Annotated in this window: 17 protein-coding genes; 9 read left to right on the top strand and 8 right to left on the bottom strand. The window is 72.8% G+C overall.

The features are described 5' to 3' along the window. The first annotated feature begins 104 nt into the window (after positions 1-104). Positions 105-893, top strand: a complete 789-nt coding sequence (locus tag ABD346_RS24270) for a MerR family transcriptional regulator (RefSeq protein ID WP_344377618.1) — start codon at positions 105-107, stop codon at positions 891-893. After that, positions 890-1,492, top strand: coding sequence for a hypothetical protein (locus ABD346_RS24265; RefSeq protein WP_344377617.1), 603 nt, complete (start codon positions 890-892; stop codon positions 1,490-1,492). Before ABD346_RS24270 ends, ABD346_RS24265 begins: the two co-directional genes overlap by 4 nt. A 6-nt stretch (positions 1,493-1,498) precedes the next feature. Here ABD346_RS24265 and ABD346_RS24260 read toward each other — a convergent pair whose 3' ends face one another. Continuing rightward, positions 1,499-2,941: an RNB domain-containing ribonuclease gene (locus tag ABD346_RS24260; protein WP_344377615.1), complete on the bottom strand. Its 1,443-nt coding sequence runs from the start codon at positions 2,939-2,941 to the stop codon at positions 1,499-1,501. 418 nt (positions 2,942-3,359) lie between these two features. On the opposite strand from ABD346_RS24260, the gene yaaA reads away from it, so the two are divergent. Both yaaA and eda read left to right on the top strand, forming a co-directional pair. Next, positions 3,360-4,160, top strand: coding sequence for a peroxide stress protein YaaA (gene yaaA / locus ABD346_RS24255; protein ID WP_344377614.1), 801 nt, complete (start codon positions 3,360-3,362; stop codon positions 4,158-4,160). 69 nt (positions 4,161-4,229) lie between these two features. After that, entirely contained in the window at positions 4,230-4,880 is a 651-nt protein-coding gene (gene eda, locus ABD346_RS24250; RefSeq protein WP_344377612.1) for a bifunctional 4-hydroxy-2-oxoglutarate aldolase/2-dehydro-3-deoxy-phosphogluconate aldolase, read from the top strand. A 572-nt stretch (positions 4,881-5,452) separates the two neighbouring features. On the opposite strand, the gene ABD346_RS24245 is transcribed toward eda, so the two are convergent. The 4 genes from ABD346_RS24245 to ABD346_RS24230 all read right to left on the bottom strand — a co-directional run bounded on the left by ABD346_RS24245 (position 5,453) and on the right by ABD346_RS24230 (position 9,485). Next, the gene (locus ABD346_RS24245) at positions 5,453-6,769 is read right to left on the bottom strand and encodes a bifunctional RNase H/acid phosphatase (RefSeq protein WP_344377610.1); all 1,317 of its coding nucleotides are present in this window, start codon (positions 6,767-6,769) and stop codon (positions 5,453-5,455) included. Beyond that, positions 6,770-7,513 carry a zinc ribbon domain-containing protein gene (locus ABD346_RS24240; RefSeq protein WP_344377708.1) on the bottom strand — a complete coding sequence of 248 codons (744 nt, stop codon included), beginning with the start codon at positions 7,511-7,513 and terminating at the stop codon, positions 6,770-6,772. It lies immediately after the preceding gene. Then, positions 7,510-8,358: a Nif3-like dinuclear metal center hexameric protein gene (locus tag ABD346_RS24235; RefSeq protein WP_344377608.1), complete on the bottom strand. Its 849-nt coding sequence runs from the start codon at positions 8,356-8,358 to the stop codon at positions 7,510-7,512. The genes ABD346_RS24240 and ABD346_RS24235 overlap by 4 nt, the downstream gene beginning before the upstream one ends. Before the next feature lie 74 nt (positions 8,359-8,432). Further along, positions 8,433-9,485: an ABC transporter substrate-binding protein gene (locus tag ABD346_RS24230; RefSeq protein WP_344377607.1), complete on the bottom strand. Its 1,053-nt coding sequence runs from the start codon at positions 9,483-9,485 to the stop codon at positions 8,433-8,435. A 214-nt stretch (positions 9,486-9,699) separates the two neighbouring features. Here ABD346_RS24230 and ABD346_RS24225 point away from each other — a divergent pair, with 214 nt between their 5' ends. Together ABD346_RS24225 and ABD346_RS24220 are read left to right on the top strand one after the other, a co-directional pair. Continuing rightward, a complete protein-coding gene (locus tag ABD346_RS24225; protein ID WP_344377604.1) occupies positions 9,700-10,833 on the top strand; it encodes a hypothetical protein in 1,134 nt (377 codons plus the stop codon). A 54-nt stretch (positions 10,834-10,887) separates the two neighbouring features. Then, the gene (locus tag ABD346_RS24220) at positions 10,888-11,040 is read left to right on the top strand and encodes a hypothetical protein (protein WP_344377603.1); all 153 of its coding nucleotides are present in this window, start codon (positions 10,888-10,890) and stop codon (positions 11,038-11,040) included. A gap of 74 nt (positions 11,041-11,114) precedes the next feature. Here ABD346_RS24220 and ABD346_RS24215 read toward each other — a convergent pair whose 3' ends face one another. Genes ABD346_RS24215 through ABD346_RS24205 form a run of 3 tightly spaced genes read right to left on the bottom strand, consistent with a single transcriptional unit; the run spans position 11,115 to position 14,109 of the window. After that, positions 11,115-12,059 (bottom strand): 3-oxoacyl-ACP reductase, encoded by a 945-nt coding sequence (locus ABD346_RS24215; RefSeq protein WP_344377602.1) that lies wholly within the window; start codon positions 12,057-12,059, stop codon positions 11,115-11,117. A 55-nt stretch (positions 12,060-12,114) separates the two neighbouring features. Continuing rightward, positions 12,115-13,191: a Zn-dependent alcohol dehydrogenase gene (locus ABD346_RS24210; protein ID WP_344377600.1), complete on the bottom strand. Its 1,077-nt coding sequence runs from the start codon at positions 13,189-13,191 to the stop codon at positions 12,115-12,117. A 45-nt stretch (positions 13,192-13,236) separates the two neighbouring features. Next, the gene (locus ABD346_RS24205) at positions 13,237-14,109 is read right to left on the bottom strand and encodes a MaoC/PaaZ C-terminal domain-containing protein (RefSeq protein ID WP_344377599.1); all 873 of its coding nucleotides are present in this window, start codon (positions 14,107-14,109) and stop codon (positions 13,237-13,239) included. Between the two features lie 314 nt (positions 14,110-14,423). On the opposite strand from ABD346_RS24205, the gene ABD346_RS24200 reads away from it, so the two are divergent. Genes ABD346_RS24200 through ABD346_RS24190 form a run of 3 tightly spaced genes read left to right on the top strand, consistent with a single transcriptional unit; the run spans position 14,424 to position 17,334 of the window. Continuing rightward, positions 14,424-15,338, top strand: a complete 915-nt coding sequence (locus ABD346_RS24200) for an ABC transporter ATP-binding protein (protein ID WP_344377598.1) — start codon at positions 14,424-14,426, stop codon at positions 15,336-15,338. Further along, positions 15,338-16,063: an ABC transporter permease gene (locus tag ABD346_RS24195; RefSeq protein WP_344377595.1), complete on the top strand. Its 726-nt coding sequence runs from the start codon at positions 15,338-15,340 to the stop codon at positions 16,061-16,063. Before ABD346_RS24200 ends, ABD346_RS24195 begins: the two co-directional genes overlap by 1 nt. A 29-nt stretch (positions 16,064-16,092) precedes the next feature. Further along, entirely contained in the window at positions 16,093-17,334 is a 1,242-nt protein-coding gene (locus ABD346_RS24190) for a sensor histidine kinase (protein WP_344377593.1), read from the top strand. The last annotated feature ends 8 nt before the right edge of the window (positions 17,335-17,342 follow it).

Here is a 17,342-nt window from a genome sequence, read left to right as displayed (position 1 = left end):
TGCCGTGCCGACCATGCTACCCGGCGCGGGGCGGCACAAAGGTCGCCGGTCCCGCCGAAAGGATCACTTGACCCTGCCGCAGCGTCAACGTTTCTACTGGAGCCATGAGGATCTCGGAGATCGCCGCGCTGGTAGGGGTGACCACGCGAGCCGTCAGGCACTACCACCACCTCGGCCTCCTGCCCGAACCGGCCCGGCTCGCCAATGGCTACCGGCAGTACTCGGTGCGGGACGCCGTCGCGCTCGCCCGCATCCGGCGGCTGACCGAGCTGGGCCTCGGCCTCGACGAGGTGCGGGACGTGATCGCCGACGACGCGGGGCACGAACTGGCCGACGTACTGGGTGAGCTGGACGCGGACCTGGCCCGCCAGGAGGCGGAGATCCGGGCCCGCCGGGCCCGCCTGGCCACGCTGCTCGCCCGCGCGCGGGCGGGCCGTCTGACGTCCGAGGACGAGCTCTCCCCCGAACTTGCCGACTTCTTCGCCGAGTTGGGTGCGCAGGAGACGACCTCCCCGATGGCCGCCAAGGACCGCGAGCTGTTCGCCCTCATGGAGACCGCCGCGGACCCCGAGGAGCGGGACCGGCTGATGGCCGCCGTACGGTCCACGGCCGCCGCGCCGGGCGCCGCCGAGCGCGTCCACCAGGTGTACGCCCTGCTCGACGCGCTGGCGGACGCCGACCTCGCGGACCCCCGGGTGGACGAGGCCGCGCGAGCGCTCGCCGCCTGCCTCCCGCCCGAGCTGACGGCACAGATCGCGGCGACCACGCCCCCGGCCGACCTGACCTTCCTCAAGGCCTTCCTCGCCGACTTCGCGCCCGCACAGGCGGAGGCGGTACGGCGAGCGATGCTGCTGGTGGCTAAGACGCCGGAGAAGGACGGGGCGACGGAATGACGCGGAACCTCCTCCCTGAGTGGGCCGGCCGCCTCTCCGCGCACGAGGCGCGGATGCTGCAGAGCTTCGGGCTGTGGATCACCCGGAAACGGCACCAAGTACAGCCGGGTGACCGCGCGTTCGGGTACGCGGGCCCGCAGGCGGCAATGGTGTACGGGCTGACCTTCGTGTGCGTCGTCGAGACGATCGGGGTGTCGTTCATGGTCCGCGACTGGCCGGCCGTGCACGCGGTCCTGCTGCTCCTGGACGTGTACACGGTCGTCCAGGTCCTCGGCATCCAGGCCACGGCCGTGACCCGGCCGCACGTCCTGACCCCGGACACCCTGCGGCTGCGCGCGGGCGCCCGGGTGGACCTGGCCGTCCCGCTGGCCCACATAGCCGCAATCCGCAGGGAGTTGAAGTTCCAGGGCGCGGGCGCAACGGTGCCGGACGACGTCCTGGAACTGTCCGTCGGCTCCCAGACCTCCCTGACGGTGGAGTTGACCGAGCCCATCACCCACGTACAGCTCCTGGGAAAGCGGCGCGAGGTGACGGTCGTGCGGTTCCACACGGACGAGTCAGGCGAGCTGGCGACGGCGCTGCGGGCGGTCGTCGCGTAGGTCCTCTCAGGCGGGGGCGAAAAGGATCTTCGTGGTGCCTGGGTCGGCCTGGGTCAGGCGGACCCTGAGGCGCTCGCCGAGCGGGAGCGGCCTGTCGCCGCCCTCGATGCGGGCCACCACCGCCGGGTCGGTCAAGTGGACGGTGCCGACGGCCGGTTGCTGTTCCTTCACGTCGACGACGGTCGCCTCGAACACCTCGCCCACCCGGTCCTTGAGCAGGGCCGCCTCGACGATGTCCACGCACTCGCGCTCCACGGTGTTGGCCCGGCTCGTGCCCGCGGCCATCTCCTTCGGGAGCCCTTCGAGCGCGGCGGCGACCCAGTCCGGCGGGTCCTGGCCCGCCACCGCGGCGAGGCAGAGCTCACCGGCGTACCGGTCGACGAGGCGGCGCAGCGGGGCCGTGCAGTGGGTGTACGGGGCGGCCACCGCGGCGTGGACGGCGAGCTGGGGCTCGGCGTGACCGGTGAACACGGTGTACCCGGCGCCCCGCAGCAGCGTCGTGCACTCCTGGAGGAAGGCGGCGTGGTTCGGCTCGCGCGGGTCGAGGGAGCGGACGACGGCGGCGTACGGGACGTGGTGCGGCCAGTCGATGTGCAGCGCCTTCGCCGAGCGGCGCAGCCTCGCGACCGCGCCGTCCGGGGCGCTGGGCAGGGTGCGCAGGATTCCGGTGCCGTACGCCAGCATCAGCTGGGCGCCGGCGATGCCGGTGAGCAGGGAGATCTGCGCGTTCCAGCCGTCGGCGGGCAGGGGGGCGCGGTAGGTGAGGTCGTAGCGGTGGTCGTGCTCGACGATCTCCTGCTCGGGGACGTTCAGCGAGATGCCGCCGCGGGCGACTTCCTGCTGTTCGCGCAGGGTGCCGATGTCGCGGAGCAGGGCGAGGGACTCGGGTGCGGTACCGGCGTCGATCTGCCGCTGGACGCCCTCGTAGTCGAGCTTGGCGCGGCTGCGGACGAGAGCGCGGCGTACGTCGGTGGCGGTGATCGCACCGTCCGCGTCGAGATCGATCTGCCAGAGCAGGGCGGGCCGGGGCTGGTCCGGGAGCAGGCTCGCGGCGCCCTCGGAGAGGAGGGCGGGGTGCAGCGGGGTCTTCTCGTCGGGGAAGTAGAGAGTCGTCACGCGGCGGTGCGCCTCCGCGTCCAGGGTGCCGCCCGGGGTGACGAACGCGGCGACGTCGGCGATCGCGTAGTGCACCCGGTACCCGCCGCCCGGCCTGCGCTCCAGGTGCATGGCCTGGTCGAGGTCGGTGGAGGTGGGCGGGTCGATGGTGAAGAACTCGACGCCGGTCGCGTCGTGGGCGGGGAGGCGGGGTGCGGCGGCCGCGCGCTCCGCCTCGGCGAGGACGTCGGCGGGGAACTGAGGGGGAACGTCGAGCGCGGTACGCAGCGCGGCGAGCGCGGCCCGCAGCGGGGCCTGAGCTGCGCCGGTCACGTGCAGGTGGCGGCGGGGCATGCCCCGAGCGTACGAGGGGGTGGGGGGTGGGGCATGTTTTCGCTCGCCGCGGTCCGCCGGGGGCAGTGTTCGGGTGCGGGCCCGCCGGGGCGATTGCGCAGTTCCCCGCGCCCCTGGACCCGCTTTCGGCCGCGGACCGTGTGTGGTCGCCCGCGCAGTTCCCCGCGTCCCTGACAGGGCCGTCCCTGGCAGGGTGCCCGTGCGGGCATTCCCAGCCCGTCATGGGGGTCCCCCGCCCTTAAGGTCTTGGGGGAGTTTGAGGACGAGCGCCCGGGGGCCGGGGCGGAGCCCCAGGAAACCCGGCCTCCCTTCCCCAACCCCCGGCGGGTTCAGGGAAGGGGCGGGGTGGGGGCAGGCCAGGGTTACCCTGACGCGGGGGCCGCACCCCCTCCCCGTACGTACACGAAGGAGAATCGCCGTGCTGGTGCTGCTGCCGCCCTCCGAAGGAAAGGCCGCTTCGGGCCGCGGGGCGCCGCTGAAGGCGGAGTCGCTGTCCCTCCCGGGCCTCGCCGATGCCCGCGCGGCCGTCCTCGACGAGCTCGTCGAGCTGTGCACCGGCGACGAGGGCAAGGCCCGCGAGGTGCTCGGGCTCAGCGAGGGCCTGCGCGGCGAGGTCGCCAAGAACGTCGAGCTGCGCACCGCGGGCACCCGCCCGGCCGGCGAGATCTACACCGGCGTCCTGTACGACGCCCTCGGCCTCGCCACCCTCGACACCGCCGCCAAGCGCCGCGCCGCGAAGGCACTGCTCGTCTTCTCGGGGCTGTGGGGCGCCGTCCACACCGGTGACCGGATTCCCTCCTACCGCTGCTCGATGGGCGTGAAGCTGCCCGGCCTGGGCGCGCTCGGAGCGTACTGGCGGACCGTGATGGACCCGGTCATGACGGAGGCCGCGGGCGAGGGCCTGGTCCTGGACCTGCGCTCCTCGGCGTACGCCGCCGCCTGGAAGCCGAAGGGCGCCGTCGCGGGGCGCACGGCCACCGTGCGGGTGCTGCACTCCCAGATCGTCGACGGCGTGGAGAAGCGCTCGGTCGTCAGCCACTTCAACAAGGCGACGAAGGGCCGGCTCGTACGCGACCTCCTCACCGCCGGTGCCGGCCCCGCCGACCCCGCCGAGCTGGTGACCGTACTGCGCGACCTCGGTTACGTGGTCGAGGGCGAGCCGCCCGCCAAGGCGGGCCGTGCCTGGTCCCTGGACGTGGTCGTGACGCAGATTCACTAGCCCCGAGCAGCTGTTGCATCATGCGCAACGCTCGTTGCGCACTCCGCACACCCTCGGCAGGATGGGCCCATGACGTCCTCCGCCATGCCCTCCCCTGCCCACGCCTCCGTCCTGGATCTCGCCCCCGTCCTCCCCGTCGTGGTGATCGACGACGCCGCCGACGCCGTGCCGCTCGCGCGGGCGCTGGTGGCGGGCGGGCTCCCGGCGATCGAGGTGACCCTGCGCACGCCGGCCGCCCTTGACGCGATCCGGGCGATCGCGGCCGAGGTGCCGGACGCGGTGGTCGGGGCGGGCACGGTGATATCGGCGGGCGGCGCCGCCGACGCCGTGGACGCGGGGGCCCGTTTCCTGGTGAGCCCCGGGTGGACTCCCGCCCTCCTGGACGCGATGAAGGGGTCCGGCGTCCCGTTCCTGCCCGGGGTCTCGACGGCGTCGGAGGTCGTCGCGCTGCTCGAACAGGGCGTGACGGAGATGAAGTTCTTCCCGGCCGAGGCGGCGGGCGGCACGGCGTACCTGACGTCCCTGTCGGCGCCGCTCCCCCGGGCCCGCTTCTGCCCGACCGGCGGCATCTCGCCCGCCTCGGCGCCCGCCTATCTGGCCCTGCCGAACGTGGGGTGCGTGGGCGGGAGTTGGATGCTGCCGCGGGACGCGATCGCCATCGGCGACTGGCCCCGGGTCGAAGCCCTGGCCCGCGAGGCGGCGGCATTGCGAGCCCGCTGAGGCACCGGGCGCTGCGGGGGTGCGCCGGGGCTCCGCCCCAGACCCCGGAAGCCCCCACCCCACCCCTTCCCGAAACCCGCCGGGGGTGAAGGGAAGGGAAGGCCGGTTTTCCCGGGGCTCCGCCCCAGACCGCGTTCGCGCCCGGAGGGCGCTCGCCCGCAAACTCCCCCGAGGGCCCGGGGACCCCCATGACAGGCTGAGAGTGCACCCTGCCAGGATCGACACCGCCAGGGGCGCGAGGAACTGCACGAGCAACCACACCGGGCCGCAGCCGAAGACGCGTTTCAGGGGCGCGGGAAACTGCGCGACCAGGCACGCACGGCCCGCAGGCTGATGGGCATCGGGCTGCCGGAGGTTCGGGACGCAACCCGAGGAGCGCGGCCCCGGCCCCCAACCGTGCCCAGGGGCGCGGGGAACTGCGCGACCAGCCACGCACGGCCCGCAGCCGAAAGAGGCCTTGGGGGCGCGAGGAACCGCGCGAGCACCTCCAACAGCCCGCGGCCTGAAGCGACTCAGGGGCGCGGGGAACTGCGCAAAAAGCCCCCAGCGGGCCCGCACCCCAACAGCGAGGGCTACCGCAGGTGCCCCGTGTCGTTCAGCAGCCGCACCGACGCATTGCCGTCCCCGTAGTACGCCACCGCCGACAACGACGCCGCCGAGAGTTCCATCCGGAACAGGGATTCCGGCGGTGCCCCCAGGGCCAGCCTCACCAGGGTCTTGATCGGGGTCACATGGGTCACCGCGAGCACCGTGCGCCGGGGGTACGCGGCGATCAGCCGGTCCCGGGCAGCCGAAACCCGCCGCGACACCGTCGCGAAGCTCTCGCCGCCGCCCGTCGGGGCCGCCTTCGCGGAGCCGAGCCAGGCGTCGAGGTCGTCCGGGTACCGCTCGCGGACCTCCGCGAAGGTCAGCCCCTCCCACGCCCCGAAGTCCGTCTCGCGCAGTCCCTCTTCGATGTGGACGTCGAGCCCGAGCCGGGCCGCCACCGCCGCCGCGGTCTCGCGGCACCGCCGTAGCGGGGACGACACGATCTCCTGGACGGTGCCGCGCTCGGCGAGCGCGGCGGCGACCCGTTCGGCCTGGCCGCGCCCGACGGCCGACAGTTCGGGATCGGTTCCGCCGCTCCCGGAGAACCGCTTCGAGGGCGTCAGCGCCGTCTCGCCGTGACGGAGCAGTACGAACGTGGCGGGCGCGCCCAGATCCGCGGACGCTCCCCAGCCCACGGTCGGCGCCGCCTCAACCGCCTTGTCCGGTACGGGAGTCGACGCCGAAGCCCCGGCTTCCCTTCCCTGCACCAGGGCCGCCCGCGCCCTGGCCGCGCCCGCCGCCGCGTCACCGACCACCCGGGCCGCACTCACGTCGGCAGAGGCAGAGGCGGAAGCAGAGGCGGACGGGTCCGCGGTGGATGCCGACGGCTCCCCTCCCCGAGCTCTCAACTCCGTTCGAGCAGGGGAGACCCCAACCCTGCCCCGCTTGCCCGCGTCCATCGCCTCGTTGGCGAGCCGGTCCGCGTGCTTGTTCCGCTCGCGCGGGATCCACTCGTACGACACCTGCGAGGACGGCAGGATGCGCCCGGCCTCGGCCGCGAGCGGCTTCATGTCGGGGTGCTTGATCTTCCAGCGGCCCGACATCTGCTCGACGACGAGCTTGGAGTCCATCCGGACCCGCACCCGCGCCGCCGGGTCGAGCTCCCGCGCGGCGCGCAGCCCCGCGATGAGCCCCTTGTACTCGGCGACGTTGTTCGTGGCGACGCCGATGAACTCGGCGGCCTCCGCGAGCGTCTCGCCGGTCGCCGGGTCGAGGACGACCGCGCCGTAGCCGGCGGGACCCGGGTTGCCCCGGGAGCCGCCGTCGGCCTCGACGACGAACTGCCGTACCGCGTCAGGCACTTACAGACCCGATTCCGAGGTGCGCACCAGGATGCGGCGGCAGTTCTCGCAGCGCAGGACCGTGTCGGGAGCGGCCGCCTTGACCTCGTTGACCTCGGTGATGTTGAGCTCCAGGCGGCAGCCCTCGCAGCGGCGCTGGTAGAGGCGGGCCGCGCCCACGCCGCCCTGCTGCTCGCGGAGCTTGTCGTACAGCTTGAGCAGGTCGGCCGGGACGGAACCGGCGACGATCTCGCGCTCCTTGGTCACCGAGGCGGCCTCGGTGTCGAGCTCGCCGAGCGCGGCGTCGCGGCGGGCGGTCGCGTCGTCGGCCTTGGCCTGTACGGAGGAGACGCGCTCGGTCAGCTCGGCGGCGCGCTCCTGGGCGGACTCGCGGCGCTCCATGACTTCGAGGACGACGTCCTCCAGGTCGCCCTGGCGCTTGGCGAGCGAGGCGATCTCGCGCTGCAGGCTCTCCAGGTCCTTCGGCGAGGAGACGGCGCCCGAGTCGAGGCGCTGCTGGTCGCGGGCGGCGCGCTGGCGCACCTGGTCCACGTCCTGCTCGGCCTTGGTCTGCTCGCGGGCGGTGTCGCTCTCCTCGGTCTGCGAGGCGACCAGGAGGTCACGCAGCTGCGTGAGGTCCTTGTTCAGCGATTCGATCTCGGCGTGCTCGGGCAGCGACTTCCGCTTGTGGGCGAGCTGCGACAGGCGGACATCCAGCGCCTGTACGTCGAGAAGGCGGATCTGGTCGGCGGGCGCGGCGTTCAGTTGGGGGCTCCATCAATAGAAGGGGAGGTGTGGTGGGCGGACCACGGGTCGGTGACCGTCTTCGAGACGTGGACCCTCAGGTCCCAGCCGTGGCGGTCGGAAATCTCGTCGAGCTGGGCGGCGGCCTGCTCGCACCAGGGCCACTCGGTGGCCCAGTGCGCGGCGTCGACCAGGCCGAGCGGTGAGTGCTGGGTGGCCTCGGAGACCGGATGGTGGCGCAGGTCCGCGGTGAGGAAGGCGTCGGCTCCCGAGGCGCGTACGGCGTCGAAGAGGCTGTCGCCCGAGCCGCCGCTGACCGCGACCGTACGCACCGTCGCTTCGAGGTCGCCCGCGACGCGGATGCCCTGCGAGGTGGCGGGGAGCCGGGCGGCGGCGCGGGCGGCGAACTCCTGAAGCGTCATCGGGGGGTCGAGCTCGCAGATCCGGCCGAGGCCGCGGCGGCCCGACGGGTCGCTCGCGTCGGGCACGAGGGGCCGTACGACCCTGAGGTCGAGGGCGCCCGCGAGGGCGTCGCTCACGCCCGGGTCGGCGGTGTCGGCGTTGGTGTGCGCGACGTGCAGGGCGATGTCGTGCTTGATCAGGGTGTGCACCACGCGGCCCTTGAAGTGGCCGGCGGCGACCGTGGTGGTGCCGCGCAGATAGAGCGGGTGGTGGGTGACGACCAGGTCGGCGCCCAGCTTGAGGGCCTCGTCGACGATGTCCTGGACGGGGTCGACGGCGAACAGGACCCGGTGGATCTCGGCGTCCGGGTCGCCGCAGACGGTGCCGACGGCGTCCCACCCCTCGGCCCGCTCGGGCGGCCAGAGGGCGTCGAGCGCGGCGATGACTTCAGACAGACGGGGCACGGAGACAGGTTACCTGCGCTGCGCACCCCGCCGGTCGGCCACCGGCCTGCTTCCCGGCCGCGGGCCGCCGGTGGCTACTTCTTGACGAGGAAGCCGCGCAGGTCGTCGAGGACGGAGTCGGCGGCGGTGACGCCGAGTCCGAGGTACCAGGTCTCGTCCTTGACGTCCTTGGCCTGCCCGGCCCTGACGGCCTTCAGGTTCTTCCACAGCGGGTTCGACTCGGCGCTGTCCCGCTTGGACTTCTTCGGGTCGCCGTAGACGCCGGTGAAGATCCAGTCGGCGTCGGCCTGGTCGATGGTCTCCGGGCCGACCTCGGTCGCCAGGTCGACGGCCTGCTGGTTCTTGGGGCGCGGGATGCCGGCGTCGTCCAGGATCGTGCCGATGAAGGAGGCCTTCGCGTACAGGCGGACCTTGCCCGGCATGTAGCGGAGCATCGTGACGGTCGGCTTGTTCGCGCCGAGGTCGCTCCCGAGCTGCTCGGCCTTCGTCTCGTACGCGGCGAGCTTCGCCTTCGCCTCGGCGCTCTTGTCGAGGGCGGCGGCGTTCAGCAGATAGTTCTGCTTCCACGGGAAGCCGGGGCGGATCGAGAAGACCGTCGGGGCGATCCTGGAAAGTTCCTTGTACTTGTCGGCGGCGCGCAGCTGGCTGCCCAGGATGAGGTCGGGCTTGAGCGCGGCGATCGCCTCCAGGTTGAGGCTGTTGATCGTGCCGACGTTCTTCGGCTCGCCCGCGCCCTTCTTCAGGTAGCTGGGGATGCCCTCGTCGCCCTCGGTGGGGGCGTATCCGACGGGCTGGATGCCGAGCGACACCACGTTGTCGAACTCGCCGACGTCCAGGACGACGACGCGCTTGGGCTGAGCCTTGATCTCGGTGGCGCCCATGGCGTGGTTGACGGTGCGCGGGAACCGGCCGGGCTCCGCGTCGGTGCCCATCTTCGCCGTCCTGTCGGCGGCCGCCGCGAAGTCCTTGCCGCCCTGTGCGACGGACTTCTTGCCGCCCGCGTCCGCCTTGCCCGAGGCCGCCGCCGACGGCTTGTCCCCGCCCTCGCTGCTTCCGCAGGCCGCGAGGGAGAGTCCGGCGGCCACGGCGAGGGCTACGGCGGCGGTGCCGCGGCGGCGTAGGGACATCACAGGCTCCTGTACAGCGGGGGATCGCCGGCCGCAAACATCCGGCCAACGTGGCTTAGGTACGCCTAACCTTACATAAACCGTTCCTGCACATCCGTCTCCCCCTCCACAGGCGAATCGCCCGACAGCCACCCTTTGGTGTGAAGCGAGTGGTCTCGCGTTGTTCGGCTGGAAGTGCGAAAACTAGCTTCATGGGCCGGAGGTGAGCCATCTCATGACGGCTTTGGCCATCGAGACCGCTGCCGAGGGCGGCGCGGTCAGGAGTACGGGATTCGCGATCACCGCGAACGGTTCGTACGCCGCGAGGCTGGTGCGCGACGCGGGGGCGGGGGCGGCCTGGTTCCCCGAGCGCTGGACCCTCGACGGCCCCGAGCCGTACGCGGTGCCGCTCCCCGGCAACCAGCCGGAGGAGCCCGACGCCGGGGTGCTGCCCATGGCGGACGGCCGGGTGCTCATCCACCGCAGGGTCGCCGACCGGCACGCCTTCGCGCTGCTCTACCCCACCGGCCCCGCGACCGGCGAGCTGCCGCTCGGCGCGGTCGACGCCGGGGAGGGCGAGCTCACCCTGCTCCCGCCGTCCCCGGACGGCAGCTGCGCCTACGCGCTCGCGGCGGGCCCGGACGGCACGGCGCTGTGGCTGGTGGCGGGCGGCGCGTTCGGCCCCGAGCTGGTCGCCCGCATCAAGGGGCGCTGCTCGGGCGGGGCGTGGCTGGACCGCACCGGACGGATGCTCTCCCTGGACCGCGAACTGGACGGCCGCACCAAGGCCGTCGCCGTCGACCTGGAACGCGGCGGCGAGGTCACCGAGCTGCTCCAGATCACCGAGGACAGCAACGACCGGCTGCTGCTCGCCGACGCCGACAGCGGACTCCTCGTGATCCGCTCGGACGCCCCCGGCCACGACCGGCTCGGCTGGGGCGTGCTCGGCTCCGCACTCCCCATCCGCTTCCCGGAATGCCTGCGTCTGGCGGACGCGGCGGTCACCCCGTTCGCCATACAGCCGGGCCAGGTCCTCACGCCGGAGTCCTGCGCGGTGGCCCTGCGCATCGACGCGGCGGGCGGCACCTGGGTCGGCATCTGGCGCCCGGCGGGCCGCCACCTTCATCAACTGGCGGTGCCCCAGGGGTGGTTGGCGGGCGCCGGGCTGTGGACACCGGAGGGGGTGCTGAGGCTTCCGTACGTCACGGACACGACCCCGTGCGCGCTGCTCGACCTGCCCGCGCCGCCGGACCCGGCACCCGCCCCGGCCGCCCCGCCTCCGGCGCCCGCCAAGCCCGCCGCGGCCAAGCCCGTACCGCTGGGGCAGGCACCTCTGACCGGCCGTCGGCCGCTGTCAGGAGATCGTTAGAATCGGCGCCCTGTACGAGGCACAGTGAAGACGACTACGGGGTGACCACAGCTCATGTCCAACCAGACCGACACCCGTCCGCAGGAGACGGGTACCGGGACCGACAGCAACGGAAGGCACCGGGGCGGGGCGGCCTCCACCGAGGACTCGGCGACGCCGGCCCACGGACGCCACCGGCGCGAGGAGACCGCGGGCAGCAACGCCTGAGTACGTGAAACAAGCGAGGCCCCCGGGGTGGTTCACCCCGGGGGCCTCGCCCTTTCGGCACGCTCGGCAGCGCCTCAGCCGTGCTTGAGCCCGAGCACCTCGGCCGCCGCGAAGGTCTCGTTCGGGGGCCGGTCCTCGTAGTAGGGGGAGATCAGCTCGTCGAGTTCCTCGTACGAGAAGACCTCCTTCGCGGTGTCGAACTTGGCGGCCACCCTGGGCCGTTCGACGATCGCGACCATGCCGCCGTGCACCACCAGGAGCTGCCCGTTGACCTTGGCGGCCGCGGGCGACGCCAGATAGCCGACGAGCGGCGAGACGTGCTCGGGCGCCAGCGGGTCGAGCTGCCCCGCCGCCGGTTCCTGGAAGCCCTGGAACACGTCCTCGGTCATCCGCGTACGGGCCCGCGGGCAGATCGCGTTCGCCGTGACCCCGTACTTGCCGAGCGCCAGCGCGGTGGAGGTGGTGAGGCCGACGATGCCGCCCTTGGCCGCCGCGTAGTTGGGCTGGCCCGCCGAGCCTGCGAGGAAGGCCTCCGAGGAGGTGTTGACGATTCGGCCGTAGACCGGGCCGCCCGCCGCCTTGGACCGCTCGCGCCAGTGCGCGGCCGCGAAGTGGGTGGTGTTGAAGTGCCCCTTGAGGTGCACATGGATCACCGAGTCCCACTCGGCCTCGCTCATCGAGAAGATCATCCGGTCCCGCAGGATGCCCGCGTTGTTGACCAGGATGTCGAGCTTGCCGTACGTGTCGATCGCCAACTGGACCAGTTCACGGGCCTGCTGGTGGTCGGCGACGTCCCCGGTGTGGGCCGTGGCCCGGCCGCCCGCGGCGCGGATCTCGGCGGCGACCTCCTCGGCCGGGCCCTTCGACGCCTGGCCCGAGCCGTCCCGCCCGGGCTGCCCGAAGTCGTTGACGACGACGGCCGCGCCGAGCCGGGCGAGTTCGAGCGCCTCGGCCCGGCCGAGCCCGCGCCCGGCTCCGGTGACGATCGCGGACAGACCTTCAAGTGGCAGTGCTGCCATGCCGGTTGGATCCTCTCGCGCTGGGATGGATCGGACGGTGGATCGTGCGGGCGGATCAGATCTCGATGCAGGTGCGCAGGGCCTCGCCGCTGCGCATCTGGTCGAGCGCTTCGTTGATCCCGGCGAGCTGCACCCGGTGGGTGATCAGGCTCTCCAGGTCGATGCGGCCCGCCCGCCACAGCGCGATGGCCCGCTCGTAGGAGCGCAGCACGTCGCCGCCGCCGTACATGGACGGCAGGATGCGCTTCTCGTCGAAGAACAGCTCGAACATGTTGACCTGGAAGAAGTCGTCCATGGCGCCCGCGCCGACCACGCACAGGGTGCCGCCGCGCCGGGTGTTCTCGTACGCGGTGCGGGCGGTCGCCGAGCGGCCGACCACCTCGAAGACGTAGTCGAAGCCCTCGCCCGCGGTGACGCGCTGCTTGGCGTCGGCGAACTCCTCGGGCGAGACGGCCTCCGTGGCGCCGAACCCGATCGCCGCCTCGCGCCGGGACGCGACCGGGTCGACCGCGACGATCTGGGCCGCGCCCTGCACCCGGGCACCCTGGATGGTGGAGATGCCGACCCCGCCGCAGCCGATGACGGCCACGGACGAACCGGCCTCCACCTTCGCGGTGTTGATGGCCGCGCCGAGCCCGGTGGTCACGCCGCAGCCGATCAGAGCCGCGATCTCGTACGGCACGTCGTCCGGGATCGGGACCGCGCAGCCCGCCGCGACGACGACCTCCTCGGCGAAGGTGCCGGTGCCCGCGAAGCCGAACACGTCGCCGCCGGCCCGCTTGAAGTTGGGCGTCCCGGCGTTCATGAAGCCGGCCAGACACAGATGGGTCTGGCCCCGCTTGCAGGACGGGCACTGCCCGCACGCGGGCAGCCAGCACATCAGGACCCGGTCGCCCTGCTTGAGGCCGGCCACCCCGTCCCCGACGTCGATGACCTCACCGGCCCCCTCGTGTCCCGGCACGAACGGCGCGGGCTGCGGCAGCACGCCGCTCATCGCCGAGAGGTCGGAGTGGCACAGGCCCGTGGCGCGGACGCGGAGCCTGACCTTCCCGGGGCCGAAGCCGGTCGCCTCCATGTCGTCGACCACGTCGAGCTTGTCCTGGCCTATCTCGTGCAGTACGGCTGCGCGCATGGTGCGGCTCCCCTCGAAGTCCCCTCAAGTACCGGATGAGAAAGCTCAGTTGTGTTCGACGACCGTGTCCGCGAGGACCGGCGCGTCGTCCCGCTCGACGGCCGTCACCGACACCTGGACGCGGCCGGGCCCCGACCACATCCGGATGCGCAGGGTCTCGCCCGGGAAGACGACCCCGGTGAAGCGGGTGGCGTACGAGCGCACCCGGGTCACATCGCCGCCGAGCAGCGTGTCCACGACGGCCTTGAGCGTCATGCCGTACGTGCAGAGCCCGTGCAGGATCGGCCGGTCGAAGCCGGCGAGCTTGGCGAAGTCGGGGTCGGCGTGCAGCGGGTTCCAGTCCCCCGAAAGCCGGTAGAGCAGCGCCTGTTCCTCGCGGACCCGGCGCTCCACGGTGTGGTCCGGGGCCCGGTCGGGCTGCTCGACGCGGGCGGAGGGGCCCCGGTCCCCGCCGAAGCCGCCCTCGCCGCGCACGAAGATCTGCGCGTCGCTGGTCCACAGCGGCCCGTCCGCGTCGGCGGCCTCGGTACGCAGGACCAGGATGGCGGCCTTGCCCTTGTCGTAGACGGCGGCGACCTTCGAGGTCGAGGTGGCCCTGCCCCGTACGGGAATCGGCCGGTGCAGGGTGATGGCCTGGCCGCCGTGCAGGACCGCCGCGAGGTCCACGTCGATGCCCGGCGCGGAGAGCCCGCCGACCACGCCCATGCCGGCGCCCGCGACGGTCGCGAAGGACGGCAGCACGTGCAGCCGGGACTCCAGGGTGTAGCGCAGCTCGTCGGGGTCGGTGGCAGGACTGTGCTTGCCTTGAAACGATCCCGCCCCGAGCCCGAGGTGGTAGAGCTGTACGTCCTTGTGGTCCCAGGTGATCTCGGTGGACCGGGGCTCGGCGGCGATCGCCTTCGCGGCATCAATGGGCATGTGGATGCTGCTCCTTGAGCGTTGTGCGGGCACGGGAAAAGACCTCGGTGCGGCCGTCCGCACCGTCGGCCGCACCGAGGTCGTACTGGACCGGACCGAGGACCCGTTCTTCGTTCTAGAACGCGTTCTAGGCCGATGGCCCCTAGGTATAGCGCACGCTCCGGCAGTTGTGAAGGCTCCTGACGTTGCGTCAGATCTGCTGGCGGGGCCGCCCCGTGCACCTTTCGGCGGGGGCACCCCAGGACATTTGTCCTGCCCAGCTCCGTACATGCGCATCTGGGGCGACCCCCTGCCCGCTCCGTAGCGTTTCCGGCATGACGCAGACGACGACACAGAGCGCGACCGCGGTCCGCTTCAGCGGGGTGGTCAAGTCCTACGGGGCGGTCCGGGCCGTGAACGGGGCCGAGCTGACCATCGGGCGCGGCGAGACCGTGGCGCTGCTCGGCCGCAACGGGGCCGGCAAGTCCACCACCATCAGCCTGCTGCTCGGCCTGAACGAGCCCGACGCGGGCGAGGTACGGATCTTCGGGCGGACCCCGGAGCAGGCGGTACGGGCCGGCCTGGTCGGGGCGATGCTCCAGGAGGGCAGCCCGATCCCCCGGGTGACCGTGCGCGAGCTGGTGTTCTTCATCGGCAGCATGTACCCGAAGCCGATGCCGGTCGCCGAGGCGCTCGCGCTCGCGGGGCTCACCGAGTTCGCGGACCGCCGGGTCGACAAGCTCTCCGGCGGCCAGACCCAGCGGGTCCGGTTCGCGATGGCCCTCGCCGGAAACCCCGAGCTGCTGCTGCTCGACGAGCCGACGGCCGCGCTCGACGTCGAGGCGCGCCGCGCGTTCTGGGAGTCGATGCGCACGTACGCCGACCGCGGCAACACGGTCATGTTCTCCACCCACTACCTCGAAGAGGCCGACGGCAACGCGGACCGCATCGTCGTCATCGACCAGGGCCGCATCGTCGCCGACGGGCCCGGCGAGACCATCAAGCGGGCGGCCGGCGGCAGCCTCGTCTCCTTCGACCTCGCGGGCATGCCCACCGAGGGCCTGTCCCTGCTGCCCGGCGTGGCCGCCGTCGAGATCCACGGCGACCGGGCCCACCTGCGCAGCGACGACTCGGACGCGACCGTCGTCGCCCTGGCCGCGATGGGCGCCGTACGCCGCCTCGAAGTGGCCCCGGCCAGCCTCGAAGACGCCTTCCTCTCCCTCACCGCACGCGAAAGCGAGACCGTCTGATGTTCGAGTACATCAAGCTGGAGATGCGGCGCACGCTCCGTGACGCCTCCTTCGTGACCTTCGGCATCGGGATGCCGGTGCTGATGTATCTGCTCTTCACCAACATCGGCGGCGGCCAGAACAACGACGCCGACTGGAAGATCTCGTCCATGATCGGCATGGCGGCGTACGGCGCGCTCGGCGCGGCCCTGGGCGTCGGCACCGGGGTCGCCTCGGACAAGTCGATCGGCTGGCTGCGGCAGATGCGGATCGCCCCGCTCCCGCCGACCCGGGTGGTGACCGGGCGGGCGATCAGCGGCTCGGTGACCGTGCTGCCCGGCATCCTCGCCGTGTTCCTGTCCGGCGCGCTGGTCAACGGCGTGCGCCTGGACGCCTGGCAGTGGGGCGCCCTCACGCTGCTCCTGTGGATCGGTGCGCTGCCCTTCACGATGCTCGGCCTCGGCAACGGCTACCGGCTCTCCGCGCAGGCCACCGGCGTGGTCAACGTGGCCTGCCTGATGGGACTCGCGATCCTCGGCGGCCTGTGGTTCCCGGTCTCGGCCTTCCCCGGCTGGCTGCGCAGGATCGCCGAGTACACTCCGACGCACCGCTTCGCCGACCTCGGCTGGGCCACCTCGCAGGGCCACGCCCCGGGTGCGGCCACCATCGCACTGATGGCAGCCTGGCTGGTGGTCTTCGGTTCGTACGCCGTGGTCTCCTACCGTCGGTCCGCACGGACCGCGTGAGCGCACGGAAACCGGGGCCCGGTGCACTCATGGATCTGTCGATGGACCTCAAGTACGGGGAGAACACGTTGCCGTCACTGCTGCCCAAGCTGCCACCGCGGGGCGAGAAGGCCGACGAGTTCCCCGGCCCGCCCGCCAACGGCTACACCTTCCTGCCGTGGCTGCTCATGGGCACCGGCGCGGTCGTGGAGGTCGCCAAGGGCAAGGTGGCCCTGCCCTGGCTGGGCGGCCTCGGCATCGTCGCCTTCGCCGTGCTGTACGCGATGGTCGCCTTCCGCGCGCTGGACAAGCAGCGGCGCGAGGAGCGGGCCACGCTGGTCCTGCTCGGCGCGCTCGCCGCCGTCACCTACGCCATGGGAATCGGCTACGGCGGCGTCTGGCTGCTGTTCTTCCCGCTGGCCTCGCTGGCCGCCGGGGCGGCCGTGCGGGACCGGCGGCTCGGCTTTGTGATCATCACGCTCGCGGGTTCGGTGGGGGTGATCTCGGGGATCAAGACGGGCGACCCCTGGGACAACATGACCATCGCGTACGGCACGTTCCTGTCGGGCCTGGTGATCTCGTCCCTGCTCTCCCTCTCCGAAACGGTCCGCGAACTGCGGGACACCCGGCAGGAGTTGGCCCGTACCGCGGTCGAGAAGGAGCGGCTCCGCTTCTCCCGCGATCTGCACGATCTGCTCGGCCACACCCTGTCCGTGATCGTGGTGAAGTCGGAGGCGGCCCGCCGCATCGCCCGGCGCGACCTCGACGCGGCGCTCGGTCAGGTCGCCGACATCGAGTCGGTCGGCCGCCAGGCCCTGACCGAGATCCGCGAGGCCGTGACCGGCTACCGCGAGGGCAGCCTCGCCACCGAGCTCGACCGGGCCCGCTCGGCGCTGAGCGCGGCCGAAGTGGAGCCGCTGGTGCGCCAGTCGGGCCCGCCGCTGCCCGCGCAGGCCGAGGCGCTGCTCGGCTGGGTGGTGCGCGAGGCGGTCACCAACGTCGTACGGCACAGCGCCGCGAGCCGCTGCGAGATCGTGGTCGAGGGCACGCCGGAGCGGGTGACCCTGACGGTCACCGACAACGGCAAGGGCGCGCCCGCAGCTCCCGCCCCCACCCCTCGGATCGGCGGCACGGGCCTCAAGGGTCTGACCGAGCGCCTCGCCGCGGCGGGCGGCTCGCTGACTGCGGGCCCCGCGCCCCGCAACGGCTTCCAGGTGAGCGCCGAACTCCCGGTGGACCCCGCGGACGCGGCCCTGGACGACGAACTGACCAGCGCCCCCGGCCACCACTGATGCCCGGC

Source organism: Streptomyces mauvecolor (assembly GCF_039532965.1).
GTDB lineage: Bacteria > Actinomycetota > Actinomycetes > Streptomycetales > Streptomycetaceae > Streptomyces > Streptomyces violascens.
This window is presented reverse-complemented; position numbering and strand designations above follow the sequence as displayed.